Source organism: Lentzea sp. NBRC 102530, from assembly GCF_030269365.1.
Classification (GTDB): Bacteria; Actinomycetota; Actinomycetes; order Mycobacteriales; family Pseudonocardiaceae; genus Lentzea.
The window spans coordinates 818189-833258 of the sequence record NZ_BSTF01000002.1 but is presented as its reverse complement, the minus strand read 5'-3'; the positions used below and the strand labels follow the sequence as shown (position 1 = coordinate 833258).

Genomic DNA, 15070 nt, shown 5'->3' with positions numbered 1-15070 from the left:
CTCCGGGATCGACGGCGTCTGCGCCAGGATCTCCGAGATCGGGAACCGCGACTCGCGCCGCACCGCCATGAAGATGCGCGGCATCAACGGGAAGTGGAACGCCATGTGGCACTCGTCGCCACCGACCCCGGGGTCGCCGAAGTACTCGACCACGTCCGACGGCCACTGGTTCGCCTCCGCGAGGAGCACCCGTCCGGGGTACTCGTCGTCGACGACCTTGCGGCACTTGCGCAGGAAGTCGTGCGTCTCCGGCAGGTTCTCGCAGTTGGTGCCCTCGCGCTCGAACAGGTACGGCACGGCGTCGAGACGGAACCCGTCGATGCCGACGCCGAGCCAGAACCGCAGCACGTCCAGCATCGCGTCCTGGACGGCGGGGTTGTCGTAGTTGAGGTCCGGCTGGTGGCTGAAGAAGCGGTGCCAGAAGAACTGCCCGCGCACCGGGTCGTAGGTCCAGTTCGACGACTCGGTATCCACGAAGATGATCCGCGCGTCGCTGTACGCCGAATCGTCGTCGCTCCAGACGTAGAAGTCGCCGTACGGGCCCTCGGGGTCCTCTCGCGACTGCTGGAACCACGGGTGCGCGTCGCTGGTGTGGTTGAGCACCAGGTCGGTGATCACCCGGATGCCGCGCCGGTGCGCCTCGTCCAGCAGGTGCTGGAAGTCCTCGACGGTGCCGAACTCCGGCAGCACCGCGCGGAAGTCGCTGATGTCGTACCCGCCGTCGCGCAGCGGCGACGCGTAGAACGGCGGCAGCCAGAGGCAGTCGACGCCCAGCCACTCCAGGTAGTCCAGTTTGGACGCCAGCCCGCGCAGATCGCCTGTGCCGTCACCGTTCGAGTCGCAGAAGGCGCGAACCAGCACCTCGTAGAAGACCGCGCCCTTGAACCAGTTCGCCTCGTGCTCCATGGCACCTCTCGCTCGCACCTCGTCGGTTTGCGGCAGAGTGCGGCACGGCAGGCGCCAAGATCAAATCGTTCACCGGATCAGGTGAGGTGCCCCGCGGTACGCCGGACGCTCAGGCGCACGGGGCGATGTCCACGACCACCGCCCACACGACCAGCTCGATCCGGGCATCGGTGCGCACCAGGGGGATCCAGCGCAGGTTCGTCTGCGGATCGACGATCTCCGGACCCACCGCGACCGCGCGGCGGAACACGTCCTCCGCGAACGGCGAGGGGTCGAAGTAGGTGACGACGGCCCCGTTGTGGAGGAGTTCGGTGACGGTTCTCTCGCTCGCTGTCATGGCCCCAGGTACCCCGGGCGGAGCCCCACAACCGCCGGAACCCGGGTCAACCCGTCGCATCGGGGTCGACGGTGTCGTGGTCGAGGCGGACGAGGGTCAGGACGACGTCGGCCCGGCTTCCGGCCGGGCAGTACACGCGCAGCGACGTGTGGCTTCCCGCGTGCGACGCGGCCAGGCGGTAGAGCGCGGACACCCCGGCGCCCGCCAGTTGCGTGACGCCGGAGAGGTCCAGGAGCAGCGACCGGGTCCCGGTGGCTCCGGCCGTGCGCACCGCGGCCACGAACTCGGCGATCGTGCCGGCGTGCACCGGACCGCCGACCACGAGCCGCGGTCCGGCGGGCGACGTCCGGACGGCGGTCTCCAGCACGTCCGGTTCCCCGCCGTGCCCGGTCCAGGTCACGTGGCTCGCGGTCAGCAGGTGGGCGGAACTGCCGAGCCGGCGGTGCACGGTGGCGGTGGTGCCGTGCTCGTCGTGGTCGACGCGCAGCGTGTCGACCATCCGCTGGGCCACCTGCAGACCCAGACCCCTGTCACCGGACGGAGCGGGTGCGCGCCAGCGTCCCCGGTCGGACACCTGGACCCGAGCGTCACCGGCGTCGGTCAGCGTGGCCGTCACGGTGAAGGTGTCCGGGCCCGCCGAGTCGAGGTAGGCGTGCTCGATCGCGTTGGCGGCGAGCTCCCCGACCGCGTACCGCAACGACTCCGCGTCCCTCTCGTGGGCGCGGGCGCCGGCGAGCCAGCGCGCGAGGCCGTCCAGGACCTCCGGCAGCACCTCGTGGTGAGCGGCCAGGCACAGGTTCAGATCGGCCGGCCGCGCGACGCGTTGCCCGGCGAGCACGGTGACGTGGCCGGCGTGCCCGGTGTCGCTCGTGAGGGCTTCCAGGGTTCGCGCGCAGACGCGTTCCACCGGGTGGCGGCTGTCGTCGCGAGAGGCCCGGCTCGCGGTGGTGCCCCCTGCGGCCGTGGCGAGTGCGGCGGAGGCCTGTCCGAGGTCGAGGACCGGCCGTTCCAGCACGCCGCCGGAGTAGAGCAGGACGATCTCGCCCTCGGCGAGCCGGTCCGCGCCCGTGACGCCGGTCGTGAAGTCGCCGCCGACGCCCAGCGGGCCGGTGCCGGTGCCGGCCAGGTAGCGGTGTTCGCCGTTCGGAGACAGCACGAGCGGCGGCGGGTGCCCGGCGGTGCAGTACTCCACCTCGCCGGACTCCGGGTCGAACACGACGGCGCACAGCGTCGCCGGTCCGGCACCGCGGGGCCGGCTCGCGGCGGCGTTCACCGCGGCCAGCGCGGCGGTCACGTCGGCGGTGGCGGCGAGGCGTTCGTGCAGCACGATCCGCAGTCGCGCCGCCGTCGCCGAAGCCGCGGCACCGTGGTCCACGACGTCCCCGACGATCATCGCCACGCGCCCGTCTGGCAGGCGCAGCGCGTCGAACCAGTCGGCTCCCGCCGTGGTGCCCGCGTGGGACAGCAGATGGCTCGCGGCGAACTGCACACGGGGCAGCACCGGGAGTTCCGCCGGGAGGAGTTCGCGCCGCACCGCGCCGATCACGCCCCAGCGCCTTCGTAGGCGTGGACCGCTTCGAGCGCGACGTGCTTCCAGGAACAGCACGCCTGCGCCCGGTCCCGTCCGCCGACCCCGTAGCTCTCGCGCCGGCCGGGATCGGCCAGCAACCGGCGGACCACGTGCGCGATCTCCGCGGGCTCCTGCGACCGGACGTGGTTCCCGGTGACACCGTCGATCAGCGCGTCGACGTCGCTCGGCGTGGCGGCGACCACGGGAACGCCGCAGGCCATGGCTTCCAGGGGCAGCGAACTGGCCAGCGCAGGGCCTCCCACGCACAGCGCCAGGTCCGCCGAGCGCAGCAACGCCGGCAGCGCGTCCTGGCGCAGCCGCGGGACCACGACGACCCGGTGCGCCACTCCGCGGCGTTCGGCGACTTCCTTCAGCCGACGCGTGTCCGGCCCGTCCGCCAGGGAGGTCTGGTCCTGCGCGACGACCAGTTCGGCGTCCGGGATCCGGGCGAGCGCGGCGATGGCGACGTCGTGCTCCTGCCTGGTGGCCGAGCGGGTGACGCACACGATCCGCGGCCGGTCCCCCCGCTTCGCGACAGGTCCGTCCGGGGTGAACCTGACCAGGTCGACCCCGTACGGCACCACCGAGACGCGCGGACGCCGCACCCCGCTCCTGATCAGGTCGAACTTCTCCTCGGTGCAGGTGGCGGCGACCTGCGTGGCGTGCCGCGCGACCATCCGCTCCTCACGCGGCCTGGCAGGACCTCGCGCGAGCGCGCTGAACGTGTGGAAGGTCTGCACCACCGGCAGGCCCAGTCCGCGTGCCGCGAGCAGCGAGACCAGACCCGACTCCCAGAAGTGCGCGTGGACCACGTCGGGGCGGCGGCGCCGCCACTGCCGCGCCAGCAGGTCGCGAAACCCATCCGAGTCCGTCTGTCGCAGATGGACGGACACGTCGTGACCGCAGCGGGTGAGCGCGGCGGCCAGCTCGGTCACCTGCCGGGCACCGGGTACCTCGTCGGACACCATCGAGATCCTCATGAGCACTCCTGTTCGCTGCTGGGGCGTGTCCCGGACGTGCGTCCGGTGGCGGGTGCGGGCGAGAGGCTTTCGGGCCCGCCCTGGCGTGTTCGGGCATCGCGGCGGTGCCGTCTCCGGGGCCCTCCGCCGCTGTCGCCCGACGGACTTTCGGGATGCGCCCTAAGCCGCCGTGAGCCACTGACGGGCAGCGGCCACGGTCGGCAACGGGTGCAGCGACACCTCGAGCCCGGTGAGCTCGATCGGGCGCAACACGGCACGGTGATCACTGACGAGCGCCCACCGCACGCCGGCCGAGTCCGCGGCGGCCGTCGTCTCCACCAGCACCCTCAGCACGGCGGCCGAGCAGAAGCCCACCGCGGCGAAGTCGAGGATGAGCGCGTGCGGCCTGGCCGCCACCGCGGCCTCCAGGTGCCGCGAGAGGAAGCCGGACGACACGCTGTCGAGCTCACCTGAGACGGTGGCGACGGTGACGTCACCGCCGGTCAGATCGACGGTCACGGGTGAGGTGGCACCAGGGCAGGCGAAGATCTTGCTGATCAGCCCCTTCCAGCGCGCGTCAGCGCACGGGGTCGGAAGGCGGCTACCGGCTGAACCGCGCGGGAAGAACTGGACTCTTCAGCCCTCGTCGAGCTCTCCGTGGTGAGCGGTGAGGGTGCTCGCCAGGTCGACGAGCTTCACGTTCAGGTGCTGCGAGGTGCGGCGGAGCAGGTCGAACGCCTCGTCCGCGCTGATCCCCTGCCGGTTCATCAGGATTCCCTTGGCCTGCCCGATGACGTCCCGGCTGTCGATGGCCCGCCGCAGTTGGGCCTGCGTCAGGTCGGCGAGCTCGGTCGCCCGCGCGTGCGCCAGGGCCAGTGACCCGTGGGTGGCCAGCAGCATGGCCGAATGCCGATCCGCGGGACCGAGACCGTTGACCCGCCGTGAGTAGATGTTCAACGCGCCGGACAGCTTGTCCCTGCCCTCGGCCGGGAACAGCTCGCTGGACAGGATCGCCCGGAAGCCGTACCCGGAAGCCGAGGACGCGAACTCAGGCCACCTCGTCTCCGTCGCCAGGTCTGCGCTCTCGACGTAACCGGGGCTGTCGGCGCGCGCCGCGTCCAGACACGGACCACGCCCGGAGCGGTACTGGACCTGGTCGAGCTCGACCGCCACCTCCGCGGTCTGGACGGGGGTGTGGAACGTGCCGTCCGGAGCCAGCACCGTCACGCTGACCAGGTCCGCGCCCGGAACCACGAACCCGGCCGCGTCCACGACCTGTTGCAGCGCCTCGGCCACCGTGGACGTGTGGAGCAGCCTGCGGGTCAGCGCCTCGAACTGGTCTGCTTCCACCTCGGCGGCGCTGCCCTGCTGGTTGCCGGTCCTGGCGATGACGCGCCTCCTCTTGGGCGATGGATCGTTCGTCACCCAGTGCACCAGTGCGGGCAGGCGGCGCATACCGCGAAAACGAAGTCCGGCCTGACGGAAAAGCGAAGCGGCGTCACGCGCGGAGGGTCTGCGACGGCGATTCGCCGTAGGCGGCGCGGTACTGCGCGGCGAACGTGCTGGCCCGGCTGAACCCCCACCGCGCCCCGATCCGGGTGACCGTCGCCTCGCCGGGGTCGGCGGCCTGCAGGTCTGTCCGGGCGCACTCGAGCCGGACGCGGCGCAGGTAGGCCATCGGCGTCATGCCGAGGTGCTGCTGGAACGCCAGCTGCACGGCGCGGGCCGTCACGCTCGTGCCCGTGGCGATGTCGGCGGCGGCGATGTCCCGGTCGGCGTTGGACTCGATGAACGCCATCGCCCGCCGCAAGGTCTGGAAGTGCGCGTCACTCTCGTGCACGGGCGATGCGGAAAGCGCCGTGCTCGGGAACGCCCGCAACACCGACGCGGCGACGTACTGGGACGCCGTCGACACGAGCAGCGGATCGGGATCGGCCGTGGCGAGCACGGTGTCGCGCACGTGGGCGATCGCCGTGCGCAGCCCGGCCGCGGCACCGCCGTCGTGCGGGCGGTGGCCCAGCAGCCTGACCCGGTGGCCCACCACCCTGGCGAAGAGATCAGGTCCGAGCAGCGTGACGGTCGCACGGACGTCGTCGGCCCGGCCGCTGACCGGCGAATCGGTCGGGCCGAAGGCGAACAGCTCGCCGGGCTCGAAGGCGGCCGGTTCCCGCCCTCCCCGCAGCAGGTGCTCGCTCACCGCGCCCGCCTCGACGTCGACGAGGCACACCCTGCCGAGCGGCGCCGCGTCGTAGGTCACGCCGAAGCCGAGTTCCAGCTCGTCGACGCTGATCTCACCGGCGGCGACCCTGGTCAAGCTCACTCGCGGCCGCCCCTGGGCGCTCCGGATCCGCATCGGCGCGTAGGCGGTGCTCAGCAGCTCCTCCACGCGCTCCACGTCGGTCCCGTCGAACGACACGCTGCGCGTCACCGAGCCGGGCAGGCGCAGCGACTGCAGGTCGGTGTCCACCCGTCCGGCGAGTGCCTGGTCGACGGTGCCGCACCTCGGCACGGAGGCACCCGGATCGACCGCGTCCAGCACCACGGACACCGCCGTGCTGGCCGGATCGGGCACCAGCACGCACTCCACGCCGCGGTCGGCGCGCCCGTCGGCGAACGCGAGCAGCGTCCTGGCCGTGTGCACCGACACCAGCGCCACCCCGCGCAGGTCGAGCACGACCAGCGTGGCGGCGGGAACGACGGCCTCCGCCAGCGCGGTCGCCAGCAGCCCGGACCCCAACTCGCCGACGGCCCTGGGCAGGGTGAGCACCAGAACGTCACCGATCTGCCTCTGGCGGATCATCAGGTGCGGCACAGCTCAGCCTCTCGCCGGCTCCCTCACCCCGGCCATGCACCGCTCACGGCTCGAGAACGCGGAGACGGCGAGCACGGCGCACCAGGAGATGAGGCTTTGGGGCTACCCGGCCCGGCACGACACCAAACAGACCGATCAGGGACGGCACGCGCGAGCTGTTCGGCCGTCTTGGAGGTGGCGACGGCGTCGCGGAGGCTGCCCTCCCAGCGCAACCGGTCGATCACCTCGCCGAGGTCCCCCGGGACGTGCGGGCGCACCTCCCTGACCTCCGGCCGGTTCGGTGGGGTGTGCTGGAGGAACGCGCGCGTGAGCCGTGCCGCGCCGGTCGGCGGCGACAGCGCCAGTTCCGGTTCGGCGTCCCGGCCGAGCGCGACCTCCATCCAGGCGCCGCCGATGTCGAACAGCAGGCGGTCGTCGCGTTCCGCACGGCGGAGGTCGCGAACGGGTGCGGCTGCCGACGCCGAGTCCCCGGGTCGCGGCGACCGCGCCTCACGTCGACCACCGGCAGCTGCGCGGAGTTCGACCCGACGTCCGGCACGCCCGGGTGGCATCTCGCCCCCGGTCAGGGCCACGAGGGTTCTTCGGCGTGCGCGATGACGAGCTCTCTGATCTCGCAGTCCTGCGGTTGCCCGAGCGCGAACACGACGGCCGCCGCCACGTGGTCCGGCGGATTGAGCTTGGAGAGGTCCTTCGGCCGGTACTGCTCGGTGCGGTCGTCGAAGAAACCCGTCCGCATCCCACCGGGCACCACCAGCGTCACCCCGATGCGTCCGGCCGTCTCCGCGGCGAGGGCACGGGTGAAGCCGACGACGCCGAACTTCGAGGCGCAGTAGGCGGTCGCGTCGCTGACGGCACGCAGGCCGAGCGTCGAGCCGATCGTGACGACGCGGCCGCGGTCGAGGTACGGCAGGGCCGCCCTGATCACCGCGGCGGTGCCCAGCAGGTTGACCTGCACGACGCGGTCCCACTCGTGCGCCGGCACCTCGGCGAGCGTGCCGCAGCGGTCGATGCCCGCGGCGGTCACGACGGCACCGAAGCGTCCGTGCCGACCGGCCAGGGCACGCACGGCGGCCGCCGTGGCACGTCCGTCCGTCAGGTCGGCCAGTTCGAACTCGCCCATGGCCGGTGCCGACTTGTCCAGCACCAGCGGCGTTCCGCCCTGGTTCCGCACGGCCTCCGCCACGGCGGCGCCCAGGCCCGCCGCGCCTCCGCTGACCAGCACGTTGCCCAGCATCACGTCCTCCTCGTCAGGATCTCGGTCGTCGAGCGGCCCCGGTGGTACGGCACGACCGCCGTGCGGCCGCCCCAGCTGCTCACCACGGCGGTTTCCGGCATCAGTTCGGCGGTGTAGTCGCCGCCCTTGACCCACACGTCCGGGCGCAGCTGCCGCAGCACGTTCTCCGGGCTGTTCTCGCTGAACACCACCACGTCGTCCACGGAGGCCAGCGCGCGCAACACCTCGGCGCGGTCCGCCTCGCCGTTGACCGGTCTGCCGTCGCCCTTCAGCCGGCGCACGGACCGGTCCGAGTTGAGGCACACCACCAGGCAGTCGCCCAACGCCCGTGCGGCGGCCAGCATGCGCACGTGACCGGCGTGCAGCACGTCGAAGCACCCGCCGGTGGCCACCACCACGCCACCTCGCGACCGCACCTCGTCCACTGTGGACGGTGCTTCCGACCGGGGTCCGGAGAGGCCGCCGCGGGCGAGGAAGCCCGCCGCGTCCCGGACCGCGTCGGCCACCGCCTCGTCCGCGGCGGCTCCGGAGGCGAGCCGCACGGCCGCCGTCACCGCGAACCGATCCCCTGCCCCGCAGGGATCCTGGACCTGGACGGGTGGAGCGGGCACCGCCACCGGGGACGATCCGCGGTGCAGCAGAGCGCCGTCACCGCCGAGGGTCACCACCACGGCTCGTGCCCGCCACCGCGACAGCAGCGCCCGGCCCGCCTCGTACGGGTCGGCCAGCCCGCTGAACGCCCGTGCCTCGGCGAGGTTGGGGGTGGCCAGCCGGACGCCGGGCACCGGTGCGGGCCCGCGCGGGTGGGGATCCCAGACCACCGGGACGCGGGACAGCACCGACCGCAGCCGTTCGTCGCGGAGCAGTCCCCTGCCGTAGTCGGACGCGAGCACGACGTCGGCGGACAGCACGGCGTCGAGCATGTCGTCGGACACCCGCGGCACGCCGTGGCCACCGCTGTCCAACCGCGCCAACGACGTTCCGGCACAGCGCAGGCGAGTTTTCACCGGTACCGAGTCGACGTGACCGAACAGCGACGGGACGTCGAGCAGCGACCGCAGCCGCTCCCCCGCCTCGTCGTGGGACAGCGCGCTGACCAGCGTCACGTCCACGCCGTCCCGTCCGGCCATCGTCGCCGCCAGCGCGGCGCCACCCGGCCTGGCGTGCTCGCTCACGACGTCCAGCACCGGAGCGGGGGCGTCCGGGCACAACCGGTCCGCCGTGCCTTCGACGTCCACGTCGAGCAACGAGTCGCCCACGACGACCAGCTTCACGACGCCCTCCGGTGCGTGGAGGGAAGCGCCGCTTCGAAGGCCTCGCACAGCGCGTGGACCACCACGAGTTGCGCTTCCTGCACGTGGCACGGGTTGCCGGGCAACGCCAGGGTGTCGTCGGCCAGTGAGGCCAGCGGGTTCGGCAGCGGCCCGGTCAGTGCCCACACGCTCGCCCCGGCCGGCCGGGCGGCGTGCGCCGCCTCCAGCAGGTTCGGGCTGCTGCCGCTGGTGGACAGCAGGATCACGACGTCGCCCGGCCGCGCGTGGGCGGAGACCTGGCGCGCGAACACCTGGTCGTAGCCGTAGTCGTTGGCTATCGCGGTGACGCTGGAGGTCTCGGCGCACAGCGCCAGCGCGGAGAACGGCGCGCGGTCGTGCCGGTAGCGGCCGACCAGTTCTGCGGTGAGGTGCTGCGCCTCCGCCGCCGAGCCGCCGTTGCCCGCCGCCAGCACCCTGCCGCCGCCCAGCAGCGCGGTGGCGAGGGCGGTGCCCCAGCGGTGGATGCGCGGAGCCTGCGCCCGCAGACCGGCCAGCGTGCCGGTCAGGCCGTCGAGGTGGCTTTCGAGCGTCACCGCGTCACCGCCAGGTCGTCGTTCGCCCGCGTCCGCAGGTAGCCCTGCTCGGTGCGCGCGGCGATCCCGTCCCAGGTGTAGAGCGCGTTCACCCGGTCCTGCCCGGCCATCCCGCAGGCCAGTCCCAGCGAGGGTTCGCCGAGCACGCTCCGCAGCGCCCTGGCGAGGCGTCGCGGATCCCTGGGTGGGGTGAGCACACCGGTGACACCGTCGACCACGGTGTCGGTCAGTCCGCCGACCGCCGACGCGACGACCGGGACACCGCAGGCCATCGCCTCCAGTGGCACGATCCCGAACGGCTCGTACCACGGCACGCACGCCACGACGTCGGCCGAGCGCAGCAGGGCGGGCATGTCCGCGCGCGCCAGCTGCCCGGTCAGGTGGACGCGACCGGAGACGCCGAGAGCCTGCGCGCGGGCCCGCAGCCGCCGCGCTTCCGGGTCGTCCGCGAGGTCCGGCGGACCGCCCGCGATCACCAGCTCGGTGTCCGGGACCAGGGGCAGCGCGGCGATCAGGTCGTCGAAACCCTTGCGCGCCACCAGCCTGCCGACCGACACCACCCGGTGCGGCGCGGTCCGCCCGGCGACGGGTCCGGCCGGCGAGAACAGTTCCGTGTCGACGCCGCACGGCACCACTGCGATCTTGTGGCGCGGCAGCCCCATCGCGAGCAGCTCGCGGACCTCGTCGTCACAGGTGGCCGCGATGGCGTCGACCTCGTGGCCGATGAGCCGTTCCACCGCGATCCGTTGCGCGGGGCTGGTGTCCTGGGATCCCTGGTGACGGCGCTTCACCGTGCCGAGGGCGTGGTAGGTGTGCACGGCGGGCACGCGGCACCGCCGGGCGGCCAGCACCGACGCCAGGCCGGACATCCAGAAGTGGCTGTGCACCACGTCCGGTGGTGTCCGGCTCCAGTCGTGCGCCAGGAAGTGGGAGAAGTCGGTCATGTGCGGCAACAGGTCGTCCTTGGGCACGTGCCGCGCCGGTCCGGCGTCCACGTGCACGACGTCGTAGCCGTCCGGCGTGCCGACGCGGCGCGGCAGTTCGCGCGCGTCGCGCCTGGTGAACACCGAGACCTCGTGACCCCGCCGCACCAGCGCGGCGGCGAGTGCGGCCACGTGGACGTTCTGCCCTCCCGCGTCGGCTCCTCCCAGCGCCGCGAGCGGGCTGGCGTGCTCCGACACCATCGCGATCCTCATCCGATCACCTCCTTCAGCAGCACGTCCCAGTTGCGCAGGAACGCGTCGAGCCCGTAGTGGGCCAGCGCGAACTCGCGGGCCCGTTGTCCTCGTTCGCGGGCGAGAGCGGGGTCGGCGATCAGCTCCCGCGTCGCCTCGACCAGCTCCCGCACGTCCGCCGACGCCACACCGACTCCGGCGGGCACGGCTCGTACCGCCTCGGTGCAGGCCAGCGTGACGACCGGCATGCCGAGGTGCATCGCCTCCAGCAGCGACAACCCGAGCGACGTCCACCGCGCGGTGTGCACGTAGACGCGGCGACGAGCGAGTTCCCGGTGCAACGCTTCGAGTCCGTGGTCTCCCAGGCCGCCGATCCGCTCGGTGCCGATCTGCTCGGTGCCGATGCCGAACACGTCGACCGGCGCGAACCTCGGCAGCAGGTCCGCCCCGACGGCGCGACCGCGCCGCACCGGGTCGTTGATCACAGCCGCGGCGCGCGGGAGCTCGCCGGTGTAGAGCGGTCCGGGGTCGACGACGCCGTGCTCGATCACGACGGTCCTGGTGGAACCGCAGTCCCACATCAGGTCGTTGAAGTGGGTGACGTGGACCAGCGTCCCGTCCCGGTCGGCGAGCGGATGCCGCTGTCCCGGCGTGCCGGGGGTGTTGTGCTCCAGGTACACCACCGGAATCCCGTCCGGTACCCGGGCGAGTTCCTCGACCCGTTGCACGACCGCCACGTCGGCGTCCACTTCGGACAGACGGACCTCGGTGGCGCGCCAGGGACGGCCGGCCGGGCCGATGCCGTCCGGTGGCCCCGGCAACAGGTAGTCGTGACCGCCCTGGACGAAGGCGTGCGTCCAGGAGCCGTGCACGTGCCACAGCAGGATTCTCACGTCGTCAACTCCTCCACGGCCGCCACGACCTCCGCCGGGTCGACCAGGTCGAGGCACGGATGTCCGGCCACCGGGCAGTCCCGGGCTCTCGTGCCGCGGCACGGCGCGCTTTGGTCACCGAGCAGCACGTGCCGTCCGTGTGGCGCCCATCTGGCCGCGGGAACGACCGGGGCGAACAGCGACACGACGGGTGTGCCGACTGCGGCCGCGAGGTGCGCGGGACCGGTGTTGCCGACGACCACGGCCCCGGCGCCCGCGAGCACCCCGGCCAGGTCGCGGAAGCTGGTGCGCCCGCCGAGATCGGATCCGCACGCGCCCGCGACGTGTCCGGTGAGCCCGGTCTCGGCCGGTCCCCCGGTCACGACCACGCGGTGCCCGGCCGCGGTCAGCGCGACCACGGCCTTCGCCCACCGGTCGGGCGACCAGGTGCGGGCGGGCGCCGACGCACCGGGGTGCACCACCACGTACGGATGGTCCAATGGCGTCCGCGGAGGTTCGACGATCGCCAGGCGGCCGTCGTCGCCCTCCGGCGACGCGAATCCCGCCGCGTGCGCGACTTCCAGCGCGCGCAGGGATTCCGGGACGTCCGGGTCGTCGCGCAACCGGACGTCCAGCAGCGATCCGGGGTAGTCGACCGACCGCGCGACGATCTTCGGCACCTCCGCCATCCGCAGCACGAGGGCCAGCGGCAGCGGACTCTGGTGGAACGACGTCAGGATCAACGCGACGTCCGCGCGCACGCCGTGCAGCAACGCGGCGACGGCCTCGACGTCGAACGGCCGCACCTCGGGCGCCGGGCTGGCGATCCACGGGCACTCCCACTCGACGATCCGGGTGACGCCGGGCAGCAGTTCCGCCGCCCGGACACCGCGCGGACCACACAGGAACACGACCTCGCCCGCCGCGGCGGCCGCGCGCACGGCCGGCCCGGCGAGCAGGACGTCGCCGTCGCTGTCGAGCCGGGCGACCAGGGTCCTCACAGGATCATCTCGATCGCGGTCGCCAGGTCCGGTGCCGTGCGGGTGGCATCGGCGACCTCGTCCGGCCTCGTCACGGGCGTGGGCACGAGGACGGCGACGGCACCGGCCGCTTCCGCCGCCCGCACGTCCGCCCCGATGTCGCCCACGACGACCACCCGCCGGGGGTCGACGTGCAACGCCTCGCAGGCCGCGAACACCAGTCCGGGCGCGGGTTTGCGGCACGCGCAGCCGTCGCCGGGCAGGTGCGGGCAGATCTGCCAGGTGCCGAACCTGCCGAGCAGTTCCTCCACGCGCGCGTTCACCGCGCCGACCTGCGACTCGGTGAGCAGGCCGCGGCCGATGCCGGACTGGTTGCTCACCACGCCCGTGCGCAGACCGTGAGCACGCAGCGTGCGCAAGGCCTCCCGCGCTCCGGGCATCGGCGTGACGCGGGCGGGATCGCCGTTGTACGGCACGTCCCTGATGAGAGTGCCGTCGCGGTCGAAGAGCACCGCGCCGAAAGGCTCGTCCATAGAGGAGAGTTAGCCGGGAAAAACGGCTTGAAACGCTACTCGGTGAAGCGGTTCACGACCGCGCTTTCGCCGTCGCGCGGTCGTTCGCCTTCTGGATGGCTTCGACGAGCTCGTCCTTGCTCATCCGCGAACGGCCTTCGATCTCCAACCGCTGCGCGATCCCGTAGAGGTGTTCCTTGCTCGCGTTGGCGTCGACACCCCCGGCCGTCTCGCCCCTGGCCGGCGTGCCGCGTTCGGCCTGGGCGTCCGAGGGGCCCTTCTCCTCCTTGGGCTCCCAGTGGTCCCCGACCTTCTCGAAGCTGTGCTTGAGCGCGGCGAACGCGGTGCGGTGGGCCCGTTCGCCCTCGCCGTAGGACTCCACGGCCGAGTCGTGCGTCTTGATCCACGTGTCCTGGGCCTTCTGCGACGAGCGGGCCACGGTGCTGGGCAGTTCCTCACGTCCGGGCATTGCCGTCCTCCCATGTTTCAGAGCGAACGCACGGGTACCCGCGTGCCATGACCGCTACGCCGGCCTCCGCGCTGACCGCTGCCCGCACCGCCTTCCCCACCTGGGCCGAGGTCCCCGCCGCCGAACGCGGTGCCGCGCTGAAGGAGGCGGCGACCGCGGTGCGGCACCGGGCGAAGGACCTGGCGGCCGCCGTGGAAGCGGACACCGGGCGGCCGTTCGGCTCCGCGCTGGAAGGTGTGCTCGCGGGCGCGTCCACACTGGAGCAGTACGCGGAGCTCGGACCGGTCCACCGTGGACGGTCGCTGCTGGGCTCCGCGGTCGACTTCATGGTGCCCGAACCACGCGGTGTCGTCGTGGCACTGACGCCCTGGAACGACCCGGTCGCGGTGGCGTGCGGGCTCCTCGGCGCGGCCCTCGTCACCGGCAACGCGGTGGTGCACAAGCCCAGCGAACGCTGTCCGCGGACCGGCCGCTTGCTCGGAGCCGTTCTCCAGCCCTGTTTCCCCGACGACGTGCTGCACACCGTCGAAGGGGACGGCGCGACTGGTGCCGAGCTGGTGCGGTCCGCCGAGGTCGACGTCGTCGCACATGTCGGCAGCACCGCCACGGGCCGGGCGATCGCGCGGTCGTCGTCCGCGAAACTCCTGCTGGAGAACGGCGGCAACGACCCGCTGCTGGTCGACGAGGACGTGGATCCCGCCTGGGCCGCGGCACAGGCGGCACTCGGGGCGTTCACCAACGCGGGCCAGCTCTGCACGTCGGTCGAACGGATCTACGTGCACGAGGCGATCGCGCCCGCCTTCCTGAGCGCGCTGTGCCACCAGGCCCGCGAGTGGAACGCCGACCCGCAGCCGCTGGTCGACCCGCGGCACCGCGAGTTCGTGCACGGCCAGGTCGCCGCCGCCGTCGCGGACGGGGCACGCGCGCTGGTGGGCGGGGCCGTGCCGCCCGGTGAAGGCGCCTACTACCCGGCGACGGTGCTCGTGAACTGCACCGAGTCGATGCGGGTCCTGCGCGAGGAGACGTTCGGGCCGGTCGCGCCCGTGCGCCTGGTGCCGTCGTTCGACCAGGGACTGGCCGAGGCCTGCTCCGGCGACTACGGCCTGGCCGCGACCGTGCTGACCGGGTCCATGGCCCACGCCCAGCGGGCGTGGCGGGCGCTGCCGGTCGGCACGGTGAAGGTCAACGCGGTCTTCGGCGGCGCACCGGGTGGCGCGGCCCAGCCGCGCGGGGCGTCCGGCACCGGGTACGGCTACGGCCCCGAACTGCTCGACGAGATGACGACGACCAAGGTGGTCCACCTGGGCGTTCCCGACGCCTGACCAGGTCCCGCCGGGCGAGCAGCAGCGGCCGAGGCCCGGGACTGACCAGGTCCCGCCCGGCGAGCAGCAGCGGCCG

The 15070-nt window shown here is 73.1% G+C and carries 17 protein-coding genes; 1 reads left to right on the top strand and 16 read right to left on the bottom strand.

Annotation, left to right across the window (positions count from 1 at the left end; translation table 11 throughout):
* The 16 genes from QSK25_RS07460 to QSK25_RS07385 all read right to left on the bottom strand — a co-directional run.
* Positions 1-906: alpha-amylase family glycosyl hydrolase (locus QSK25_RS07460; RefSeq protein WP_285635204.1), on the bottom strand; the 906-nt coding region annotated here is incomplete at its 3' end.
* A 109-nt stretch (positions 907-1015) separates the two neighbouring features.
* Positions 1016-1243 (bottom strand): hypothetical protein, encoded by a 228-nt coding sequence (locus QSK25_RS07455; RefSeq protein ID WP_285635201.1) that lies wholly within the window; start codon positions 1241-1243, stop codon positions 1016-1018.
* A 46-nt stretch (positions 1244-1289) separates the two neighbouring features.
* Positions 1290-2789 (bottom strand): SpoIIE family protein phosphatase, encoded by a 1500-nt coding sequence (locus QSK25_RS07450; RefSeq protein ID WP_285635198.1) that lies wholly within the window; start codon positions 2787-2789, stop codon positions 1290-1292.
* Positions 2786-3793 carry a glycosyltransferase gene (locus QSK25_RS07445; protein WP_285635195.1) on the bottom strand — a complete coding sequence of 336 codons (1008 nt, stop codon included), beginning with the start codon at positions 3791-3793 and terminating at the stop codon, positions 2786-2788. Before QSK25_RS07445 ends, QSK25_RS07450 begins: the two co-directional genes overlap by 4 nt.
* A gap of 159 nt (positions 3794-3952) precedes the next feature.
* A complete protein-coding gene (locus tag QSK25_RS07440) occupies positions 3953-4291 on the bottom strand; it encodes an STAS domain-containing protein (protein WP_285635192.1) in 339 nt (112 codons plus the stop codon).
* Positions 4292-4408: 117 nt separating this feature from the next.
* Entirely contained in the window at positions 4409-5227 is an 819-nt protein-coding gene (locus tag QSK25_RS07435) for a GAF and ANTAR domain-containing protein (protein WP_285635189.1), read from the bottom strand.
* Positions 5228-5270: 43 nt separating this feature from the next.
* Positions 5271-6572 (bottom strand): helix-turn-helix domain-containing protein, encoded by a 1302-nt coding sequence (locus QSK25_RS07430; RefSeq protein ID WP_285635186.1) that lies wholly within the window; start codon positions 6570-6572, stop codon positions 5271-5273.
* Positions 6573-6607: 35 nt separating this feature from the next.
* On the bottom strand, positions 6608-7156 hold the full coding sequence (locus QSK25_RS07425; protein WP_285635183.1) for a Ppx/GppA phosphatase family protein: 549 nt from the start codon (positions 7154-7156) through the stop codon (positions 6608-6610).
* Positions 7147-7818: an SDR family oxidoreductase gene (locus QSK25_RS07420; RefSeq protein WP_285635180.1), complete on the bottom strand. Its 672-nt coding sequence runs from the start codon at positions 7816-7818 to the stop codon at positions 7147-7149. The genes QSK25_RS07425 and QSK25_RS07420 overlap by 10 nt, the downstream gene beginning before the upstream one ends.
* On the bottom strand, positions 7818-9092 hold the full coding sequence (rfaE2, locus tag QSK25_RS07415; protein WP_285635177.1) for a D-glycero-beta-D-manno-heptose 1-phosphate adenylyltransferase: 1275 nt from the start codon (positions 9090-9092) through the stop codon (positions 7818-7820). Before rfaE2 ends, QSK25_RS07420 begins: the two co-directional genes overlap by 1 nt.
* A complete protein-coding gene (locus tag QSK25_RS07410; protein ID WP_285635174.1) occupies positions 9089-9664 on the bottom strand; it encodes a D-sedoheptulose-7-phosphate isomerase in 576 nt (191 codons plus the stop codon). Before QSK25_RS07410 ends, rfaE2 begins: the two co-directional genes overlap by 4 nt.
* Positions 9661-10860 carry a glycosyltransferase gene (locus tag QSK25_RS07405; RefSeq protein ID WP_285635171.1) on the bottom strand — a complete coding sequence of 400 codons (1200 nt, stop codon included), beginning with the start codon at positions 10858-10860 and terminating at the stop codon, positions 9661-9663. The genes QSK25_RS07410 and QSK25_RS07405 overlap by 4 nt, the downstream gene beginning before the upstream one ends.
* Positions 10857-11732 (bottom strand): glycosyltransferase, encoded by an 876-nt coding sequence (locus tag QSK25_RS07400; protein ID WP_285635168.1) that lies wholly within the window; start codon positions 11730-11732, stop codon positions 10857-10859. The genes QSK25_RS07405 and QSK25_RS07400 overlap by 4 nt, the downstream gene beginning before the upstream one ends.
* Positions 11729-12712 (bottom strand): glycosyltransferase family 9 protein, encoded by a 984-nt coding sequence (locus QSK25_RS07395; protein WP_285635165.1) that lies wholly within the window; start codon positions 12710-12712, stop codon positions 11729-11731. Before QSK25_RS07395 ends, QSK25_RS07400 begins: the two co-directional genes overlap by 4 nt.
* Complete coding sequence (locus QSK25_RS07390) at positions 12709-13224, bottom strand: D-glycero-alpha-D-manno-heptose-1,7-bisphosphate 7-phosphatase (protein ID WP_352235714.1); 516 nt, start codon at positions 13222-13224, stop codon at positions 12709-12711. Before QSK25_RS07390 ends, QSK25_RS07395 begins: the two co-directional genes overlap by 4 nt.
* A gap of 52 nt (positions 13225-13276) precedes the next feature.
* Positions 13277-13672 carry a ChaB family protein gene (locus QSK25_RS07385; protein ID WP_285635162.1) on the bottom strand — a complete coding sequence of 132 codons (396 nt, stop codon included), beginning with the start codon at positions 13670-13672 and terminating at the stop codon, positions 13277-13279.
* Between QSK25_RS07385 and QSK25_RS07380 the strand changes: the two genes are divergently transcribed.
* Positions 13672-14994, top strand: a complete 1323-nt coding sequence (locus QSK25_RS07380) for an aldehyde dehydrogenase family protein (RefSeq protein ID WP_285635159.1) — start codon at positions 13672-13674, stop codon at positions 14992-14994. The two genes, QSK25_RS07385 and QSK25_RS07380, sit on opposite strands and share 1 nt — an antisense overlap.
* Positions 14995-15070 lie beyond the last annotated feature (76 nt).

Bases quoted from the DNA above. Each gene is read 5' to 3' on its own strand.
- QSK25_RS07455 (WP_285635201.1), bottom strand. From the start codon at position 1,243: ATGACAGCGAGCGAGAGAACCGTCACCGAACTCCTCCACAACGGGGCC.
- QSK25_RS07445 (WP_285635195.1), bottom strand. From the start codon at position 3,793: ATGAGGATCTCGATGGTGTCCGACGAGGTACCCGGTGCCCGGCAGGTG.
- QSK25_RS07435 (WP_285635189.1), bottom strand. From the start codon at position 5,227: ATGCGCCGCCTGCCCGCACTGGTGCACTGGGTGACGAACGATCCATCG.
- QSK25_RS07430 (WP_285635186.1), bottom strand. From the start codon at position 6,572: ATGATCCGCCAGAGGCAGATCGGTGACGTTCTGGTGCTCACCCTGCCC.
- QSK25_RS07420 (WP_285635180.1), bottom strand. From the start codon at position 7,818: ATGCTGGGCAACGTGCTGGTCAGCGGAGGCGCGGCGGGCCTGGGCGCC.
- QSK25_RS07405 (WP_285635171.1), bottom strand. From the start codon at position 10,860: ATGAGGATCGCGATGGTGTCGGAGCACGCCAGCCCGCTCGCGGCGCTG.
- QSK25_RS07390 (WP_352235714.1), bottom strand. From the start codon at position 13,224: ATGGACGAGCCTTTCGGCGCGGTGCTCTTCGACCGCGACGGCACTCTC.
- QSK25_RS07385 (WP_285635162.1), bottom strand. From the start codon at position 13,672: ATGCCCGGACGTGAGGAACTGCCCAGCACCGTGGCCCGCTCGTCGCAG.